At 55.6% G+C, this 15,754-nt stretch carries 15 protein-coding genes; 7 read left to right on the top strand and 8 right to left on the bottom strand.

The window, feature by feature from the left end; genetic code table 11:
• The first annotated feature begins 79 nt into the window (after window positions 1-79).
• From ubiE to AC01ZF_RS13575, 3 genes are all read left to right on the top strand, one after another.
• Window positions 80-799, top strand: a complete 720-nt coding sequence (gene ubiE, locus AC01ZF_RS13565; RefSeq protein ID WP_424676148.1) for a bifunctional demethylmenaquinone methyltransferase/2-methoxy-6-polyprenyl-1,4-benzoquinol methylase UbiE — start codon at window positions 80-82, stop codon at window positions 797-799.
• Between the two features lie 83 nt (window positions 800-882).
• Window positions 883-1,662 carry a DUF4230 domain-containing protein gene (locus tag AC01ZF_RS13570; RefSeq protein ID WP_424676128.1) on the top strand — a complete coding sequence of 260 codons (780 nt, stop codon included), beginning with the start codon at window positions 883-885 and terminating at the stop codon, window positions 1,660-1,662.
• A gap of 28 nt (window positions 1,663-1,690) precedes the next feature.
• A complete protein-coding gene (locus AC01ZF_RS13575) occupies window positions 1,691-2,362 on the top strand; it encodes a response regulator transcription factor (RefSeq protein WP_428111739.1) in 672 nt (223 codons plus the stop codon).
• On the opposite strand, the gene AC01ZF_RS13580 is transcribed toward AC01ZF_RS13575, so the two are convergent.
• The 6 genes from AC01ZF_RS13580 to AC01ZF_RS13605 form a co-directional block, all read right to left on the bottom strand.
• Window positions 2,349-2,567: a hypothetical protein gene (locus AC01ZF_RS13580; protein ID WP_424676126.1), complete on the bottom strand. Its 219-nt coding sequence runs from the start codon at window positions 2,565-2,567 to the stop codon at window positions 2,349-2,351. The genes AC01ZF_RS13575 and AC01ZF_RS13580 overlap by 14 nt on opposite strands.
• Before the next feature lie 132 nt (window positions 2,568-2,699).
• A complete protein-coding gene (locus tag AC01ZF_RS13585) occupies window positions 2,700-3,623 on the bottom strand; it encodes an alpha/beta fold hydrolase (RefSeq protein ID WP_424676125.1) in 924 nt (307 codons plus the stop codon).
• A 3-nt stretch (window positions 3,624-3,626) separates the two neighbouring features.
• Window positions 3,627-4,799: a galactokinase gene (gene galK, locus AC01ZF_RS13590; RefSeq protein ID WP_424676124.1), complete on the bottom strand. Its 1,173-nt coding sequence runs from the start codon at window positions 4,797-4,799 to the stop codon at window positions 3,627-3,629.
• A gap of 87 nt (window positions 4,800-4,886) precedes the next feature.
• Window positions 4,887-6,395, bottom strand: a complete 1,509-nt coding sequence (locus tag AC01ZF_RS13595) for an MDR family MFS transporter (RefSeq protein WP_476575424.1) — start codon at window positions 6,393-6,395, stop codon at window positions 4,887-4,889.
• Window positions 6,396-6,595: 200 nt separating this feature from the next.
• Entirely contained in the window at window positions 6,596-7,579 is a 984-nt protein-coding gene (locus AC01ZF_RS13600) for a patatin-like phospholipase family protein (protein ID WP_424676122.1), read from the bottom strand.
• A gap of 94 nt (window positions 7,580-7,673) precedes the next feature.
• A complete protein-coding gene (locus AC01ZF_RS13605) occupies window positions 7,674-8,726 on the bottom strand; it encodes a ParB/RepB/Spo0J family partition protein (protein WP_424676121.1) in 1,053 nt (350 codons plus the stop codon).
• Window positions 8,727-8,887: 161 nt separating this feature from the next.
• On the opposite strand from AC01ZF_RS13605, the gene AC01ZF_RS13610 reads away from it, so the two are divergent.
• Both AC01ZF_RS13610 and AC01ZF_RS13615 read left to right on the top strand, forming a co-directional pair.
• The gene (locus tag AC01ZF_RS13610; RefSeq protein WP_428111743.1) at window positions 8,888-9,631 is read left to right on the top strand and encodes an SDR family NAD(P)-dependent oxidoreductase; all 744 of its coding nucleotides are present in this window, start codon (window positions 8,888-8,890) and stop codon (window positions 9,629-9,631) included.
• 811 nt (window positions 9,632-10,442) lie between these two features.
• The gene (locus AC01ZF_RS13615; protein ID WP_428111748.1) at window positions 10,443-10,790 is read left to right on the top strand and encodes an STAS domain-containing protein; all 348 of its coding nucleotides are present in this window, start codon (window positions 10,443-10,445) and stop codon (window positions 10,788-10,790) included.
• Between the two features lie 73 nt (window positions 10,791-10,863).
• On the opposite strand, the gene AC01ZF_RS13620 is transcribed toward AC01ZF_RS13615, so the two are convergent.
• Window positions 10,864-11,058 (bottom strand): hypothetical protein, encoded by a 195-nt coding sequence (locus AC01ZF_RS13620; protein WP_287907152.1) that lies wholly within the window; start codon window positions 11,056-11,058, stop codon window positions 10,864-10,866.
• A 227-nt stretch (window positions 11,059-11,285) separates the two neighbouring features.
• Here AC01ZF_RS13620 and AC01ZF_RS13625 point away from each other — a divergent pair, with 227 nt between their 5' ends.
• Together AC01ZF_RS13625 and AC01ZF_RS13630 are read left to right on the top strand one after the other, a co-directional pair.
• Complete coding sequence (locus AC01ZF_RS13625; protein ID WP_424676119.1) at window positions 11,286-12,206, top strand: hypothetical protein; 921 nt, start codon at window positions 11,286-11,288, stop codon at window positions 12,204-12,206.
• A gap of 93 nt (window positions 12,207-12,299) precedes the next feature.
• The gene (locus tag AC01ZF_RS13630) at window positions 12,300-15,044 is read left to right on the top strand and encodes a TPM domain-containing protein (RefSeq protein WP_476575425.1); all 2,745 of its coding nucleotides are present in this window, start codon (window positions 12,300-12,302) and stop codon (window positions 15,042-15,044) included.
• Here AC01ZF_RS13630 and AC01ZF_RS13635 read toward each other — a convergent pair.
• Window positions 15,009-15,239 carry a hypothetical protein gene (locus AC01ZF_RS13635; RefSeq protein ID WP_424676117.1) on the bottom strand — a complete coding sequence of 77 codons (231 nt, stop codon included), beginning with the start codon at window positions 15,237-15,239 and terminating at the stop codon, window positions 15,009-15,011. The genes AC01ZF_RS13630 and AC01ZF_RS13635 overlap by 36 nt on opposite strands.
• Window positions 15,240-15,754 lie beyond the last annotated feature (515 nt).

Consider the following 15,754-nt stretch of genomic DNA (forward strand, 5'->3'; position numbering starts at 1 on the left):
CTCCGCCGGTATGGTACTGAACGGCGCAAAACGACATGCGAACATAACAGAGGTTTCCATGGTAGAGGATCGAACCGCAATGAATGTGTTACCACCCCTAGAAGAAAAAGCGGCGTATGTCGAACGGATGTTTGCCCGCATTGCCCGCGGCTACGATCGGGTTAATCGGGTCATGACATTCGGCTTAGATCAAGGTTGGCGACGAAAAGTAGTTGAATACGTAGCGCCACCAGTCAATGGGCGTGCGCTTGATGTAGGGACCGGCACCGGCGATTTTTTGCCCGAACTCGCAGCGTGGGCGCGCGAAGGGATCGTGATTGGGATCGACTTTACCGTACCGATGATGCGTGCCGGTCAGCCAAAGATCGCCGATCTGACGGCCAATGGGCGGGCCTTCTTCATCGCCGGTGACGCACTACAGTTGCCTTTTCCCGATAATACCTTCGACTCCATTACGACCGGCTTCGTGTTACGAAACGTCGTTGATATACCTGCGGCGCTACGTGAAATGTATCGGGTAGCTCGCCCCGGCGCGATGATGGCCTGCCTTGAAGTGGCTCGTCCGCGTAATCCGATTATCCGCTGGGGGCATCGTCTCTACTTCGAGCAGGTGGTGCCGTGGATCGGCGCACTGCTCGGCGGCGATCGGCGCGCGTATACCTATCTGCCACAATCGGCACGTCTCTTTCCCTCGCCTGACCGTCTAGCCGAGATGATGCGCGAAGCCGGTTGGCGGTATGTCTTTTATCGGCTGTACGGTCTTGGCGCTGTCGCTATCCATGTTGGGGCGAAGGTGTAACGACGCATGCGTAGCGGGTAAGGCGTCGTTTCTATTCTTGCCGTCACGGAAAGGGTAAGCAGATGTACCACGATGACGACGATATGATGCGACGACGTACACAACGGCTCGACCGGCTGCGTCGGCAACGCGAATGGATCAATGATGAATTATTCGATGATATGCCACCGCTACGTTATCGATCACGTTCAACCGGGAGTATTTCACCACAACTTGCCTTCCTCGTGTTGATCCTGCTGATCGTCGCTGTTGGTGGCTTCTGGTTCATGCAACGTATCAACGAACTCGGTAGCAGCGTGCCGAGTTTGCAAGTGATCGTGCAAACACCGACACCGCAGATCATTAGTGGTACGGCGGTTGTCCAGCGTATTCAGCAATTGAGCCGGCTTGAAACGAGTAAGTACACGATCGAGCGCGTCATTGACATTCGCCAAGGCAGCAACATTCCGATTATTGGCGACTGGCTGGCCGGTGATGCCATTCTGCTGATTGCCCACGGTACCGTGGTTGTTGGGGTCGATCTGAGCCAACTCACCACTGATGATGTAACCGTATCGCCTGATGGGCAACGCATTACCGTGCGCTTACCGCCGGTACAGGTGCTGAGCGCAACCCTCGACAACAGCAAAACGCGCGTCTATAGCCGTGAGCGTGGTCTCTTTGCGCCGGAAAACCCCAATCTTGAAACGCTGGCCCGGCAGACTGCCGAACAGCAGATCCTGCAAGCCGCCTGTGAGGATGGCATTATGGAGCAAGGTACGCGCAATGCTGAAATCGCCATCCGCCAGTTTCTCGGTCTGATTGACAATGTTACGGTTGAGGTCATCACCTCGCCGCCAGGTGAATGTCGGGTCATGCCTTGAGCGCAAGATCGGTTTCGGTTATGAGAGTATGATGAGAGTTCCCTATGGTATGCTGCTCGGTGGCTTGGGTAGCTATGTCGATAGCTACCTTTCTTCACTCCTGGCCGATGCCGGTTATCAAGTGTGGATGGCGATCGGTCAGCAGGCGGTGTTAGATACTCTGAGTCGACAAATTGATGTAGCGCTGATCGATCTACCGGGAAGCAACTATCTCGATCAAATAATTACCTTACGTGCTGACTTTCCCGGTATCCTTTGCATCATCGGCCCACGTAACGACCAATTGATCGTTACAACGCTTGAAAGCGGCGCCGACGATTACATTCCACGTCCGTTTCGGGGTGATGAGTTACTGGCTCGCATACGGGCGCAGTTGCGGCGGTGGCAACGCTATCTGCCACCGCCGTTCGCAATTGGTCATTTTTACTTCGATCTTGCGCAACGTACCGTTACGTATGCAGGAACACCCCTCACCCTCGACCTGTCAACGTTTACGTTGCTCCGTGTGTTAGCGGAAAAGCCGTATCACATCTTCCCTGCTGACGAAGTGGCCGATCTGGTCTGGGGACGCGGGAACGAGCATCGTCATCAACTACTTGCCCAGACATGGCTAAGGTTGTGTCAACAACTCGACAATGCACCTGAACTGTACGGTAACCCTACGCAAGGACTAGGCCTAACAAGTCCTAACGCGGCATAACCTGCGTGACGACGCCCATAATATAGCTCACTCGTACCGGATCACCCGCCTGCGGATTCGGATAGATGCTCTCGATGCCGATCCGTGCTCGAATCGGTTGTGTTTCGCCTTCGTGGTGGAAAGTGATGTCATAAAACAGGGTACCGTGAATATCAACGCGCTGCACGGTGAGCAGCACGGCTTCGCGCATACCGGTTACGATCATGGCTGATTGCTCCTTGAACGTTCAATTAAGTGATAGTTAAGAAAAAACAACCACCGCGTTGGGTGCAGTGGTTATTTGCCATGTCACGAGCAAAGACGCGGGAAATTATACTGCTAGTAGGTGTAGTCTGTATCAGTGGGTAGATTGAGAAGGTGTGTTCACCGATGTCCCTGTAATGTCACGGGCAACATCATGAATGAAAGCGGCGACCTCGCGTGGTCGTTGTTGTTGTGGCATATGACCGCAATTCGGCAAGATCAACACTCGCGCATTCGGTATATTGGTACAAAAGAAATCGCGCGACTCACGGGGGATAAAGTGGTCGGCGTCGCCCCAAATCATTGCCACCGGTACCCGTAACGACCGCAGCTCTTCGGGGTACAACATATCACGCTCATCAATTGCGGCCACAAACTGGGTGACCGGATCACGCCGGAAGATCATCCGCAACCCTTCACCGGCAAAATACAATGGTAAGGGTGGTCGCCCGTACATCTGACGCAACACAGTGCGAACTGCTCGCTTATCGGGCAACTCAATAGTTTGCAAGAACGGCTCCCACGACTCACGCCCACGCAAGAGCGCTCCGCCCGGCGCAAGTAAGACGATACCTGCCACCAATTCAGGCGAAGCCAGAGCGACGCGCACCGCGATCCATCCCCCCATCGAATTACCTACCAGCAACGTAGGCCGACCGATCACATCGCGGATCATCGCCTGGACCAGTGCTACTTGCTGGGAAATCGTGGCGTAACGCTGGCCGGGAGGAAAGCCACTCAGACCAAAACCGGCCAAATCGAGTGCATACACCGGGCCAATATCGGTGAGGCGTGGCATCACAAATGACCATGTTTGGGCACGGTCGGCAATACCGTGTAACAAAAGGATTGGCAATTGGCCATTCCCTCGTGCTGGCATCAGATAGTAATGGGCGCGGATACCGGCTAAGCGCCGTTCGTGACTCGTCGCGCCTAACCGTAACAGCATCCGATGACTAATCCCGTAGATCAGGGGAACGGCTGCCGTTGAGAGGGGCGTTAACAGCTTACCCACCATCGCCTATTCCTCCTCACTCGCGTAAACGCACGAAACACCGGCGCCCGCCGTACAGACCAACGGTTGTAGAGTACGTCCGGTTCGAATGGCATAACCGGCGATCATCGCCGCGACGAACTCATCGACCTTCTCTGCTTCGACCAACGAGACGGTACTACCGCCAAAGCCACCCCCGGTCATGCGGCTGCCATAACACCCCGGTGCAGCCAGTGCCAGGTCGACCAGCGTGTCAAGTTCGGCGATACTGACGCGATAATCGTCGCGCAGACTTTGGTGTGACTCAATCATGAGTTGTCCCATCTTCACCACATCCCCGGCGGCAAGGGCATCGGCGGCGGCCAACGTGCGTTCGTTCTCGCTCACAACATGGCGGACGAGCGGCAGCAGTTCTGGCGGGAGCAGATGACCGTACTCGGCGAGATCGGTCGAACGGACATCGCGAAGCGCTTGGATCTTGCCCAACGCCAGACGCAGGATGCGGACCGCCTCCTCGCAACCGGCCCGCCGCTGATTGTATTCAGAACCGGCCAGACGGTGGCGCACACCACTATCGCACACGACAACCCGCACACCGGTGGGAATTGGTATCGGACGATAGCTCAAGTCGCGGCAATCGATCAACAGTGCATGACCGGCCTCGCCCAGGGCAGCGATCAACTGGTCCATAATCCCACAATTAACGCCGACGAATGAATGTTCAGCACCTTGCGCGAGCAACGCCAGTTCCTCACCGAGCAAGTTGATCTGGTTGAGTAGTTGGAACGTATAGCCAACCGCCACTTCAAGAGCTGCCGACGACGAGAGACCACTACCGGCGGGTACATCACTATCGATCAAGAGATCGGCCCCACGCAGGGGCAAATCACGGGCTAACAATCCTTTAGCCACTCCCCGGATGTAATTCACCCACTGGCGCTGCGTATCACGCACGATGTGATCGAGATCGAATTGATCCTCGTCACGGAATTTAACGCTAAATACACGCACAATTCGATCATCACGTGGACGAGCAGCCACATAGGTTGCCCGATCGAGCGCCATTGGAAACACGAAACCATCGTTATAGTCGGTATGCTCGCCGATCAAATTAACCCGACCGGGAGCACGCGCGATTCGGGTAGGTGGTTTGCCGAAATACCGCTCAAAGGCAGCATAAATCGTCGATAATTCAAACATAACACTACTCCCCATACGGCCCGGATGGCCTGCGTGGGGAGTATAGCATCGGTAGGCGCAATAGTGCAACGTATGACATTGCCGATGCTAATCGGCGCCCGCTTGTTGCGCTGCTGCGGCCATACCATCGGCATACTCGCGTTTGCGACGAAGATCATTAGGGCTGTGTGCCGGAGCAAAAAAGGTCACGGCTAAGGCTGCCAGCGCAAAGAGCAACGGTGCCGTAAATACAGCCGCAAGTGCTGCTGCCAGTGCCAGGCGCGGCTCGCCGGCCAATACCACCGTTGTTGCTCCTTCGCCGAGCAAGGCATCAACCGGTATGGCATCAGGTTGCAGACCACGTATGGCCAGTTCGGTAGCTAATCGGTTGGTCAACAGCGTCCCTAGTACGGCCACACCAATCGTTCCTCCAATGGTGCGTGCGAATTGTAAGCTTGCCGTTGCCGCACCCAAAACGCTTCTTGCCACCGTACTTTGCACGGCGATCAAGAACGAGGGAATACTCGCTCCCATGCCGATGCCCATCAATCCCAGTGCCACTGCCAATTCCAGTTGGCTCATCTCAGGACGCAGACGAGCCATCATGAGTGCGCCAACGACGAAGATTATCATTCCCCCTATGACCAACGAACGGTAACTAAACCGCAATAACAACCGACCACCGATAATGCTGGTACATACCCAACCCAGCATCATTGGCGTTAGGGTGGTGCCGGCTTCGGTTGCACTGGCCCCTAATACGCTTTGGGCAAAGAGTGGAACATAATTCATACTACCGAACAGCACACCACCGGCCAGGATACCGTGTAGACACGCAACGGCAAACATTCGTTCACGTAGTAAACGCACCGGTAGAATGGGGGCCGGCGCCCGTAGCTCGACCATAACCAAGAGTGCTAACGTCGCGGCGGCAGCGCTAAGCAAAGCAATTCCCCGCAGCGAAGACGGTTCATTAAGGCCGAGCAACAACGACACAACACCTACACTCAGCAATGCAGCACCGGCATAGTCAATGGGTGGTCGTGTACCGGCCATCCGAACCGGATCACGCCATGCCATCCACACGAGCGCCGCAACAATCGCAGCCGGCGGTAAATTGATCCAAAAGACCCAATGCCACGAAATCTGATCGACCAGAAACCCACCGATCAGTGGGCCGATCACCGAGCTGACACCCCATACTCCCGAAAAGAGACCCTGGACCTTCGCCCGTTGCTCAAGCGTAAAGATGTCGCCCACGATAATGAATGCCAACGGCAATAACCCACCTGCACCCAATCCTTGGAATGCACGGGCCATAATCAATTGAGGCATGGTGGTTGCCAACCCACACCACAGTGAACCCAGGCTAAAAATAGCAATGGCCGTGAGGTAGACCGGTCGCCGACCAAACAGGTCCGACAAGCGACCAAATATTGGCCCGGCAGTAGTCGAAGTAAGCATATAGATGGCGAATACCCAACTGAAACTGGTAATATCGCCAAGGTCACGCACAATACTTGGCATAGCCGTTGCAATGACCGTCGATTCCATCGAAGCCATAAACAAACTCATCATCACACCAAGTGTGATCAAAACGGTGCGTTGGTGGGTCACAGCATACTCCTTCGGCGACACAATACGACGGGGAAATCGGATAGGTGAACAGTCCAATATTGTTTTGATAAACGATACCGCAAGATTGAAGTTCGTGCAAGGGGGAGAATCACGGGTACGTGTCAGCCTGGCGAGACGCTAAAGCAACCGCAACGATGGTTCTGGTCGCGGTAGCCTCAGCAGCCGGTCGGCACGTAACTTCAGCGTACCATCGAAACGGCGGGCCGACGATAGGCAGGCAAAGCAGGGAAACGTGGTGGGCGAGCCGGCTTGGGTTGAGCAGCCAATTGCATACCTTTACGCCACAGACGAAGATCGATCAACTCGCCGGCTACCTCACGCGCAGCCTCGACCCCGATTGCAAACCCTTTCTCAGGCGTCGTCAAATCAAGGGTCGCAATAGAACTCACATCAGGCTGGATCAGCAGATCGGGCGGGTACTGTTGTAAACGCAATTCGGTCGCCTCTGCCATGAGCAAACTCAATGCCCGTTGAGCGACAGCGAACTGCTTAGGAGCGAACATCAAGCGAGAAAAGAGATTGTCGTGCTCTTCTGGTTGGAGGGAAAAATCGGCGTTCGCATCACGCAAATCAACCGCGATAACCCGCTGCGCCCCCATCTCATAGGCAACATCAACCGGCAGGTTATTCAAAATCCCGCCATCGGCCAGCAGCATCTCGCCATACGGCACCGGCGGGAAGAGCGCCGGCAATGCCGTTGTCGCGAGCAACGCCGGCACCACCGGTCCCTCGCGGAGGACAACCAACTCACCACTGACCAAATCGGTTGCTACGACGGCACAAGGCAGCCGGAGATCGGCAAAGGTACGATCACCGAGCAGACGGCGCAGCATCTCCTCGCGTCGGCGTTGACCAATGATGCCGGTACCGGTTGGATCAGGAATGGCAATCCGACGAAGGGCGCTCTGGCGAAAGACCTCTTGAATCGCGTTCAGATCAAAACCGGCTGCGTAGAGCACGGCAACTGCGCCACCTGCCGACGTCCCAACGATCAGGTCAATCGGGATCTCCAACTCCTCGATCACTTGTAACACACCGATATGGGCTGCACCTTTGCCACCGCCACCGCTCAGTGCCAAACCAATCCGCCGTTCCTCTGGTGGATTGGCGGTCGGTCGGAATCGTTCGCGGATGTGATTGAGCCATTGAGTTACATGTTTCATAACTCAAATTATACACCCGTTGCTCCACCGATGGGTAGCGACTTGTGGCCGATTATTGGTCGTGCATGCAAGTACTGCGGTCGTTGCCGGCAGTTTACTCGTCATCGATCGGCAGGTTATGCTGACGAGCAAGATCACGCAGGGCGTGAGTCAGGCTTTCAAACTGACGCAAGAGCAGACGTACTTTGAACACCGCCCCTTCGTCGCGTTCGATCCATTTTGCCAGATCGCCATCGAAAACGGCACGAGCCAGCCGATCACTTTCATCGACCATCTGGTCGAGTGAGCGAATGCGAAACACTCGCGCTTTATTTTTAGGCTGGTTTTCAATCGTCTCTTCAACCACTGTCAAGTACTCATCGGCGCTCGTTTCCTCTTGTTCCCACTCTTCATCATCCGCCGTCAGATCGGCTATCGCCACCGATGTGTGGTGCAGCGGCCCACCACTACTGACGTCCGGCGTCGCCTTTGTCCGCAACTCAGCACCCTGTTCGAGGGCCTGTAGCGCGATTTCAAGTGTCAAGTTCGGGTTCGCGGCGAAGTACGTGGTAAGCCGACTCAGTTCGGTCGCCGACATCCCTTCTTCAACGGCAAATCGGGCCAATTCAATCTGGGTTTTCGGATTAGTGATGCGGCGCAGATGTTGGGCCTGGGTCACATTCAGTTCACCGCGCCGGATCATCTGCTGCACCTCTTCAGGTAGTTCAAGCAGGCCTAAATACCGACGCACCGTCCGTGCCCCTAGCCCTACGGCCTGCCCGACTGCCTCATCGAGTTCGCTATCGGGAAGTTTGCCGCGTGTCGCAACGATATGTTCACGCAGACGGGCAAAGGCGCGTGCCTGCTCGATATCATTGAGGTCTTGCCGCTGCACATTTTCGATCAATTGACGTAAGAGTAGGTCGGGGTCATCGTTATCGAGGACAATGCATGGCACTTTACTCAGACCGAGCTGGATTGCCGCGGCCCGTCGTCTTCCGCCGTACACCACTCGGTAGCGCCCGCTCCCGATCGGCGTCACCCCTATCGGCTGCAACAGCCCATATTCAGCAATTGTCGCCGCTAATCCGGCCACATCACCCGGCTCCTCGCGCACTCCGGCCGGATCGATCTCCAATTGGCGCGGATCGAGGTAGAGTAGCTGCATTGGGAATGCTCCCGTTAACAACGCAATGACCGGTCAACACCGGTCATTAGCTCCTATCCGAACAAGTGTACCAAGTATAGCAGGCTTGCTCTATTCTGGCAACTCGGCTACAATGGTCTTGCCTACATTATTAGTTGATAGTTGATAAAACAGTATCTTCCATGTTCGATCTTTCTAACCGAACTGCCATCGTGACCGGTGCAGGGCGTGGCATTGGCCGTGCTATCGCTGCTGCGCTCATTGCCCACGGTGCGCGCGTTGCCCTCTTCGACCGCGATCCAACGTTGCTCACCGATGCAACGGAGGCGCTCGGTGCGGCCACGCTGAACACTGTAGTCGATGTAGCCGATGCTACCAACGTACAAGCAGCCATCGAGACGGTGATCGAACAGTGGGGACACATTGATATTCTTGTTAACAACGCCGCAATTTTGAGCACAAAACCTTTTCTCGAATTGACCCTATCAGAATGGGAACAAACGTTGGCGGTTAATCTCAACGCACTTTACTATACATGTCGTGCCGTTGTGCCGACCATGATCGCCACCGGCTACGGTCGCCTGATCACCATCGCTTCGGTCGCCGGTAAACGGGGTGGTGGCATTCTTGGTAATGCTGCATATAGCGCGGCGAAGGCCGGCGCCATTGGGTTGACGAAAGCCCTGGCTCGCGAACTTGCCCCTTACGGTATTACCGCCAATGCGATCTGTCCTGGTCCCGTGGAGACACCTCTGCTCATGGCAATGACGGCAGAACAACGCACACGCGCTCAAATGCTTATTCCGCTTGGACGATTTGCTCACCCGACTGAAGTGGCGGCAGCCGTCGTCTTTTTGGCTTCGGCGGAAGCTGCGTTCGTCACCGGTGAAACGCTCGATGTTGATGGCGGCATCACAATGGATTAATGACAAATCGCCATTCGTTCCTCGTTCGTACCGTATGGTACGATTGTTCTGTATCAGGTAGTGACACGGCGAGGCTGCCATGCACGAATCTTCTTTCGCGACCCTGTCAGTTGCTCAAGTGCGTCAACTCCAGCGCTTTTTCCTGTGGGTTGTCGGCATCGTGGGTGCAGTCGCTATTGTCGCCACTGTAACCGCTCTGATCTGGCAAACATCAACCTTGATCGCTCTCATGATCCTCGATTGGGTGTTAGTCGTAGGTCTGTTGCAGGCTTGGGCACAGACGCGCAGTGGGCAGGTACGGGTTGCACTCACAACGGCGTTTGTTGCGATGATCGGTTACGGATTAATCGGAGCTATCGTTGTACCAAGTTTGGCGAATTTGATGGCCTTTGCTCCGATTATCGCGGTTGTGTCAATGTTGCCGTTTCTCAGCGGGGTAATGCTCAGACGGTTACTGATCATTGCGTGGATTGCCGTTATTGTTACCATGTTACTGGGTACCCAAATCCGTCTGTTACCCCCTATCCCGGATGTTCTGACAAAGCCGTTCCAAGTTGTCGGTGTACTCAGTATCAATGCTATCCTCTTGTTACAACTGTGGTTGTTTCACGAACGCTTGTTCGGTGTGATCAACCAATTGCGGCTTGTGAATGAGGACCTGCAACGCGAACGAGCCAGTTTGCAAGAGCGGGTAGCGCAGCGTACCGCCGATCTCGAGCGAGCCTTGGCCGAAGTTGAACATCAAATGGCCGAACAAGCTCGCCTGCTCTCTGAAAACGAACGTCAACGTGAGTTGATCCGTGGCCTGAGTATGCCGGTGTTACCGGTGAGTAGTGAAACCTTAGTTATGCCGTTGGTTGGCGAACTCGATGAGAGTCGGATCGCGTTAGCGCAAGCGACGGCGTTGCAGGCAATTGATCAGATGCATGCCCGCCATCTCGTCCTTGACATCACCGGAATGCCGTTTGTCGATACAACGGTGGCCGGTGGTCTGATCCGCTTAGTTCAAGCAGCAAATCTCCTCGGTGCGCGGGTGACACTGGTGGGGGTGCGCCCAGAGGTGGCGCAGACGATGGTTGCACTCGGTATTGACCTTGCCAGTGTTGCGACGGCTGCCGATCTGGCGTCGGCTTTGCATCGTGAGCCGATCACGAAATAATGTCAGTACGGTAGATAACCGCAAAGGCGCATGTTGGAATTGCGCCTTTGCGCTGTTGACTGCTGCGATCCGTTCATCGGTACGAACGATTTTGGCGCCGACGCTGTCGTTCAGCCAGCCAGCGATCAAAGGCCTGTGACAATTCGCGCCAGTTGAAAATCTTGACGTCAGGTGCAACTTTGTTCCGCTGGATGATCACCCACGACCATAAGATAGCTTGTCCGATAAAGACAAAGATGACAATGCCGACCATAATCCAGAAGTCCATCGCTCGCCTCCTGTATGCATCCACGTTTGACATATCATACTGCGATTGTGCAGTGAATGCAACAGCGTGAAGGGTAGCATTTTCTTCATGCATGATACCGCTTCCACTCGTTGTCGGCTAGTCTTTACGTGAGATAGCATCCTTGCTATCTCGCTGCTATAATCACCGTACAAGTCATTCCGGCATTGTCGTACCGGCAATGTGGCTGAACGAAAGGAAGATCGTTCGTGAGATATGTTGGTCTCATCCTCATCTCGATACTGTTGGTGGCGTGTACTCCCTCGCCAACCCCGACACCAACCCCGACGCTTACCCCGACCACTCCGCCACCCTCGATAACCCCGACCCCGCTGCCAACCCCGACCCCGCTGCCAACCCCAACTTCGGCGGTAGCACCGGCGGGTAGTGCGATTCCGGCAGCGATCCGGCAAACGGCAGCCATTGACACCTACCGCATGCAGTTAACGATCAACGGCAGTGGGCTGGTCGGTGGGTTTAACCTGGGAAGCACGAACACGGAACTGCTCGCGCTCGATGCTCGTTTTGCCGGTGCTGATGTATCCTTTACCTTACGCGGTTTTCTGGCTGCATTCCTCGGTGCTGATGTTACGCGTGGTTTGCAGGCAATCACGGTGCGTGGTGTGAGCTATGTGCGTGGGCCGTTGACGTTCCTCGGCGCGCCCGACGATGTGTGGTATCGACTAACCGCCGAGCAGAGTGTTATCGCCACACCACCGGTTCAAGTCGACACGACATTGTCGGCAGTCGGCAATGCGGGAGCCGATTTCAGCCGTTTTACTATCGGTGAGGTTGCCGAACGTGATGGCGTACCGTGCCAGGCGTATCTCGGCGACCGTGATGCGACAACTGCGCTTTTTGCCAGCCTGGGTGCAGTTGGGTTACAAACTCAGTTGCCGGAAGGTACCGTTACCGATGCGGCCACTACCATCTGGGTGTGCGAAGATGGGTATTTGCGCCAGTTGTCGATCACGTTTCGTGGGACGACAACCGATCCACAGGGGCAAGCCCAACCTTTCTCTTTCGCCCTTGATGTTGAACTGAGTGAGATCAACGGCAATATTACGATTACGCCACCGCCAGATGCCCGTGATTTGCCTGCACCTGGCAATACTACGCTGCGTCCGTAGCCCCAACCGGCATGCAACGTCGTAGCTCGTTTGGACGTACTGTATATATCGCTCTAGCTAACGTCCTCTCACTACGGCAAAAGGAGAAAGTTCATGCGGCTGATACACCATTGGTTATTCGGTTGGTTGCTCGGTCTTATGTTTATCACATCCGTGTGGGCACAGGGCCGGCTCGTACTAATCGATCCCGGCAACCGACTCAACGACTCGGCAGTGCAGGCGGCAGCCGAACCGTTGCTGCGACGTGGGGCGCAAGTCGCCGTCTACGTCGTTGATCGCGGTAACGAAACCGATTTTGAGCGTCGCTTGATTGCTGATGGCCTCGGACGCAGTGATGGTTCTGTGCGCTCGAATCTGATTGCTATCTACGTCGCAGTGAACGATCGCTACAGTGCGATTTTCTTCGGTGACGAATGGAATGCAGCGCTGGCGGTGAATGATAACTACGAGACGATCCGCTTGAACCACCTGAACCCTGGCCTTGCCGCCGGCAACTTTACCCGCGCTATTACCGATGTGCTCACTGCAATTGAATCTGCGATTGTCAATCCGCCGCGCCCTGGTGGTGGAGTTACGATTGTAGCCGATCCAATACCGGTCGTCTTCGGTGCATTAGGCCTCATCGGTACTGTGGCTGCGGGGGCTGGTGTGTACACCGTGTACCGTCGCCGGAAGACTCGACTGGCTGCTGAGCAACGATTGCAGCGTGCGCGTGAGCAGATAGGCACTCTGATTGTCCAACTCGGTCAGCGGTTTGCAAATGCTACCGAGAAGGCGAAGTTTGATCGCATTTCGTACCCCTCCGATGCTGTAGCCGAGCTTGCGCAGATGCAGGAATCGGCGCAGCGTCTGTTTAACGAGCTGAAAGTTGCGTTTGATGAGATCGGTGAACAGCTCAACCGTGAAGCTAAACCGTCGTTGGCCGACCTTGATACAGCAGCGTTGGCGTATGAACAATTACAGGAGAAAGTAACCGCCGTTAACGAACGCTTGAGGGCCATCGAACAACGTCGAGCCGACCTTGATGCGCTGATGCAACAGGCGCAAGAGGATGTGAACCGCGCAAAAAAACTTCTGACCGACGTCGCTAAGCGTTTGCCGCAGTTTGGTAATGAGCTATCCGATCATGCCGCTGTGTTGGCTCCGATTCAACGAGTCTTGACACAGGCGGAAGCTGCTTTGGAACAGCGCGAAGCTCATGCTGCAATGACTGCGGCACAAGCGGCGTCGGCGATTACTCAGCAACTTACCGAGATTCTTGAACGGTATTCAACCACTCGTACCGCAATTGCTCAAGGTCGGCGTACTGCCGAGCAGTTGGCGAGTGAAGGGTATCGCATGGACGCCTGCCATGCAGCGCTTGACACGGCTCGTGCAGCCCTTGATCGCTTGGCCGTAGCATTGCAACAGGGCGACCTTAAGGCAGCAGCGACGATCATTCATGAAGCAGAAACTGCGTTCAACCGCGCGCGCCAAGAGGGCTTCGATTTACCGGCCATCCGCGCCGAGAATGAACGACGCATTGCGGCATTGGCCGAACGTGGGCCGCAAATCAGCGAACTCATTGCTGCCGGACGCGAAGCGTTTGATCTCGTCGATGAGTTTGCCGAAAGTACGTGGTCGGATATTCGTGGCAACGGTAGCGAAGCCGAAGCCGCAGCCGAACGGGCCTTCGAGCACTGGGAGCAAGCAAAGGCGGCCAATACCATGGAAGCGCAAGCGTTCTTGGAAGCCCGTTCATACCTCGATGCTGCCGAACAGGAGCTTACCCACGTAGAACGTCTGATCACGGCGATTACCGACCGTCTGCGTGCGCTGGAAGAGGCGCGAAAGATTGCCCGCGATCTGATCGCCGAAGCTGAGCGCTCGCTGCAAGCAGGTCGCACATTTGTCGCGGCACATGACGCTGATGTCAGTCCGCAAGCCGATGAACTCTTGGCACGAGCTGCTGCTCTGTTACAAACTGCACAGGCCGAGATGCAGAAAGAAAAACCGGATTGGTTGCAGTTGGCGTGGGCCGCCCGTGAGGCCAACCAATTGGCCGATCAAGCGTTGACCAATGCCCTTGATGAAGCTGAACAGACGGCACGCTTGCGAGAGCGGGTGCAGCAGGTGCAACAATTAGCCACGGCTGAGGTGCAGAAATTGGTGAATTATGCCACCGTTCATGATGCTGATCTGACACCGGCCACCCGCCAGCAGATAAAGCAAGTCCGACAACAGGTTGAAGCGGCGTTTACCCTGCTCCGCCGCGCCGAATCGTATGAAGATGCTGCCCGCCGGCAGGCATTGACAGACGTAATCCAGCGCTATCAAGCACTCGCCGAGGCGGCTAAGATGGCATATCACGCTGCCTACACCGATGTGCAACGGCTTGAAGAGTTACGAACGGCTCTTAATCGGACATTGCAAGAGGCACGCCAACGCCTCGACCAGATCGAACGATTGAAGGCAACTGCTTCCCGCGCCTCAGTGATGGCGGTCGCAGATAAATACACCGCCTTACGGCAGCAGTTCAATCAAATCAGGTTGCCGATTAACGGCGAAGATGCACTCCATGCTGCGCTGGTGAAGGCACAGGCGATAGCCGGCGAAGCAGCCGAGTTATTGATTGCCTTGCAGCCACTGCAACCATCGTGGCAGGCAACCGATAGCGTCGCCACAACGATCATTCGCACAACCGGTGGCTGGGGATACAGCCGGAGCTGGAGCGGCTCGTCGAGCCGTTCATCGTCGTCGAGGAGCGGGTGGAGTAGCCGCGGCGGTGGCGGTGGTTCGTTTGGCCGCGGCGGTGGCGGTGGTTCATTTGGGCGCAGCGGTGGTGGTGGTGGTTGGTAGCTCGAGCAGCACCGGTGTTTCGTCCGTAAGAGTCTGCCACGGCATAAGGTTATCGTCGTTGACTGCCGGTGTTGGTGCGGTTAGTAGCCGATGGGGACCATAGCGAAAAAAGAGACCGTGCTGAGCACAACGGAGATAGACCCCCTCAGGGTTCAACGACTGATGGCAGCGAGGGCAAACAAGATTGGTATGCATAGATCTCCTCCTAAACCGCACGCCGCCCGACCCTACTGGGTGAGCGGCGTTGCATTGACCGGCATCGTTACCGATAGATAATTTCTTCTTAGCTATTGTACAATATTATGGCTACTGTGTACAGCCACTAATTCTCAGGTTTGGACACGTACTGGGACGGGGAAAGCACCAACGCAGCGCAGGCTGCCAACGCAGTGTTAGTTCTGCCACCATACATGACATGAGATGAAATGTGCCATTGTTGCCTTAGCAACACAAACACGTCCGAAGCGTGTCTCTCTTACTTGCCCTTGTTGCGCTGCGCTTTGTCATTTCGCGCGTAGCGAGGAATCTACCAATCCGGCTCACTCCGATGCCCCCCTTTTGTCATTTCGCGCGCAGCGAGAAATCTTGCCATCCGACGCGCTTCGCTTACCGTGACCGGCTCTAAAGATGTCTCGCTTCGCTCGACATGACACGGGGAGGATGACGCGCGGCGCTCGCTATCCCACGGCCCGATACCCCTCTTTTGTCAT

The sequence above is a fragment of the Chloroflexus sp. genome, from assembly GCF_056331925.1.

Bases quoted from the DNA above. Each gene is read 5' to 3' on its own strand.
- ubiE (WP_424676148.1), top strand. From the start codon at position 80: ATGAATGTGTTACCACCCCTAGAAGAAAAAGCGGCGTATGTCGAACGG.
- AC01ZF_RS13615 (WP_428111748.1), top strand. From the start codon at position 10,443: ATGCCGGTGTTACCGGTGAGTAGTGAAACCTTAGTTATGCCGTTGGTT.
- AC01ZF_RS13575 (WP_428111739.1), top strand. From the start codon at position 1,691: ATGATGAGAGTTCCCTATGGTATGCTGCTCGGTGGCTTGGGTAGCTAT.
- AC01ZF_RS13605 (WP_424676121.1), bottom strand. From the start codon at position 8,726: ATGCAGCTACTCTACCTCGATCCGCGCCAATTGGAGATCGATCCGGCC.
- AC01ZF_RS13620 (WP_287907152.1), bottom strand. From the start codon at position 11,058: ATGGACTTCTGGATTATGGTCGGCATTGTCATCTTTGTCTTTATCGGA.
- galK (WP_424676124.1), bottom strand. From the start codon at position 4,799: ATGTTTGAATTATCGACGATTTATGCTGCCTTTGAGCGGTATTTCGGC.
- AC01ZF_RS13580 (WP_424676126.1), bottom strand. From the start codon at position 2,567: ATGATCGTAACCGGTATGCGCGAAGCCGTGCTGCTCACCGTGCAGCGC.
- AC01ZF_RS13630 (WP_476575425.1), top strand. From the start codon at position 12,300: ATGCGGCTGATACACCATTGGTTATTCGGTTGGTTGCTCGGTCTTATG.
- AC01ZF_RS13585 (WP_424676125.1), bottom strand. From the start codon at position 3,623: ATGGTGGGTAAGCTGTTAACGCCCCTCTCAACGGCAGCCGTTCCCCTG.
- AC01ZF_RS13635 (WP_424676117.1), bottom strand. From the start codon at position 15,239: ATGCATACCAATCTTGTTTGCCCTCGCTGCCATCAGTCGTTGAACCCT.
- AC01ZF_RS13570 (WP_424676128.1), top strand. From the start codon at position 883: ATGATGCGACGACGTACACAACGGCTCGACCGGCTGCGTCGGCAACGC.
- AC01ZF_RS13600 (WP_424676122.1), bottom strand. From the start codon at position 7,579: ATGAAACATGTAACTCAATGGCTCAATCACATCCGCGAACGATTCCGA.
- AC01ZF_RS13610 (WP_428111743.1), top strand. From the start codon at position 8,888: ATGTTCGATCTTTCTAACCGAACTGCCATCGTGACCGGTGCAGGGCGT.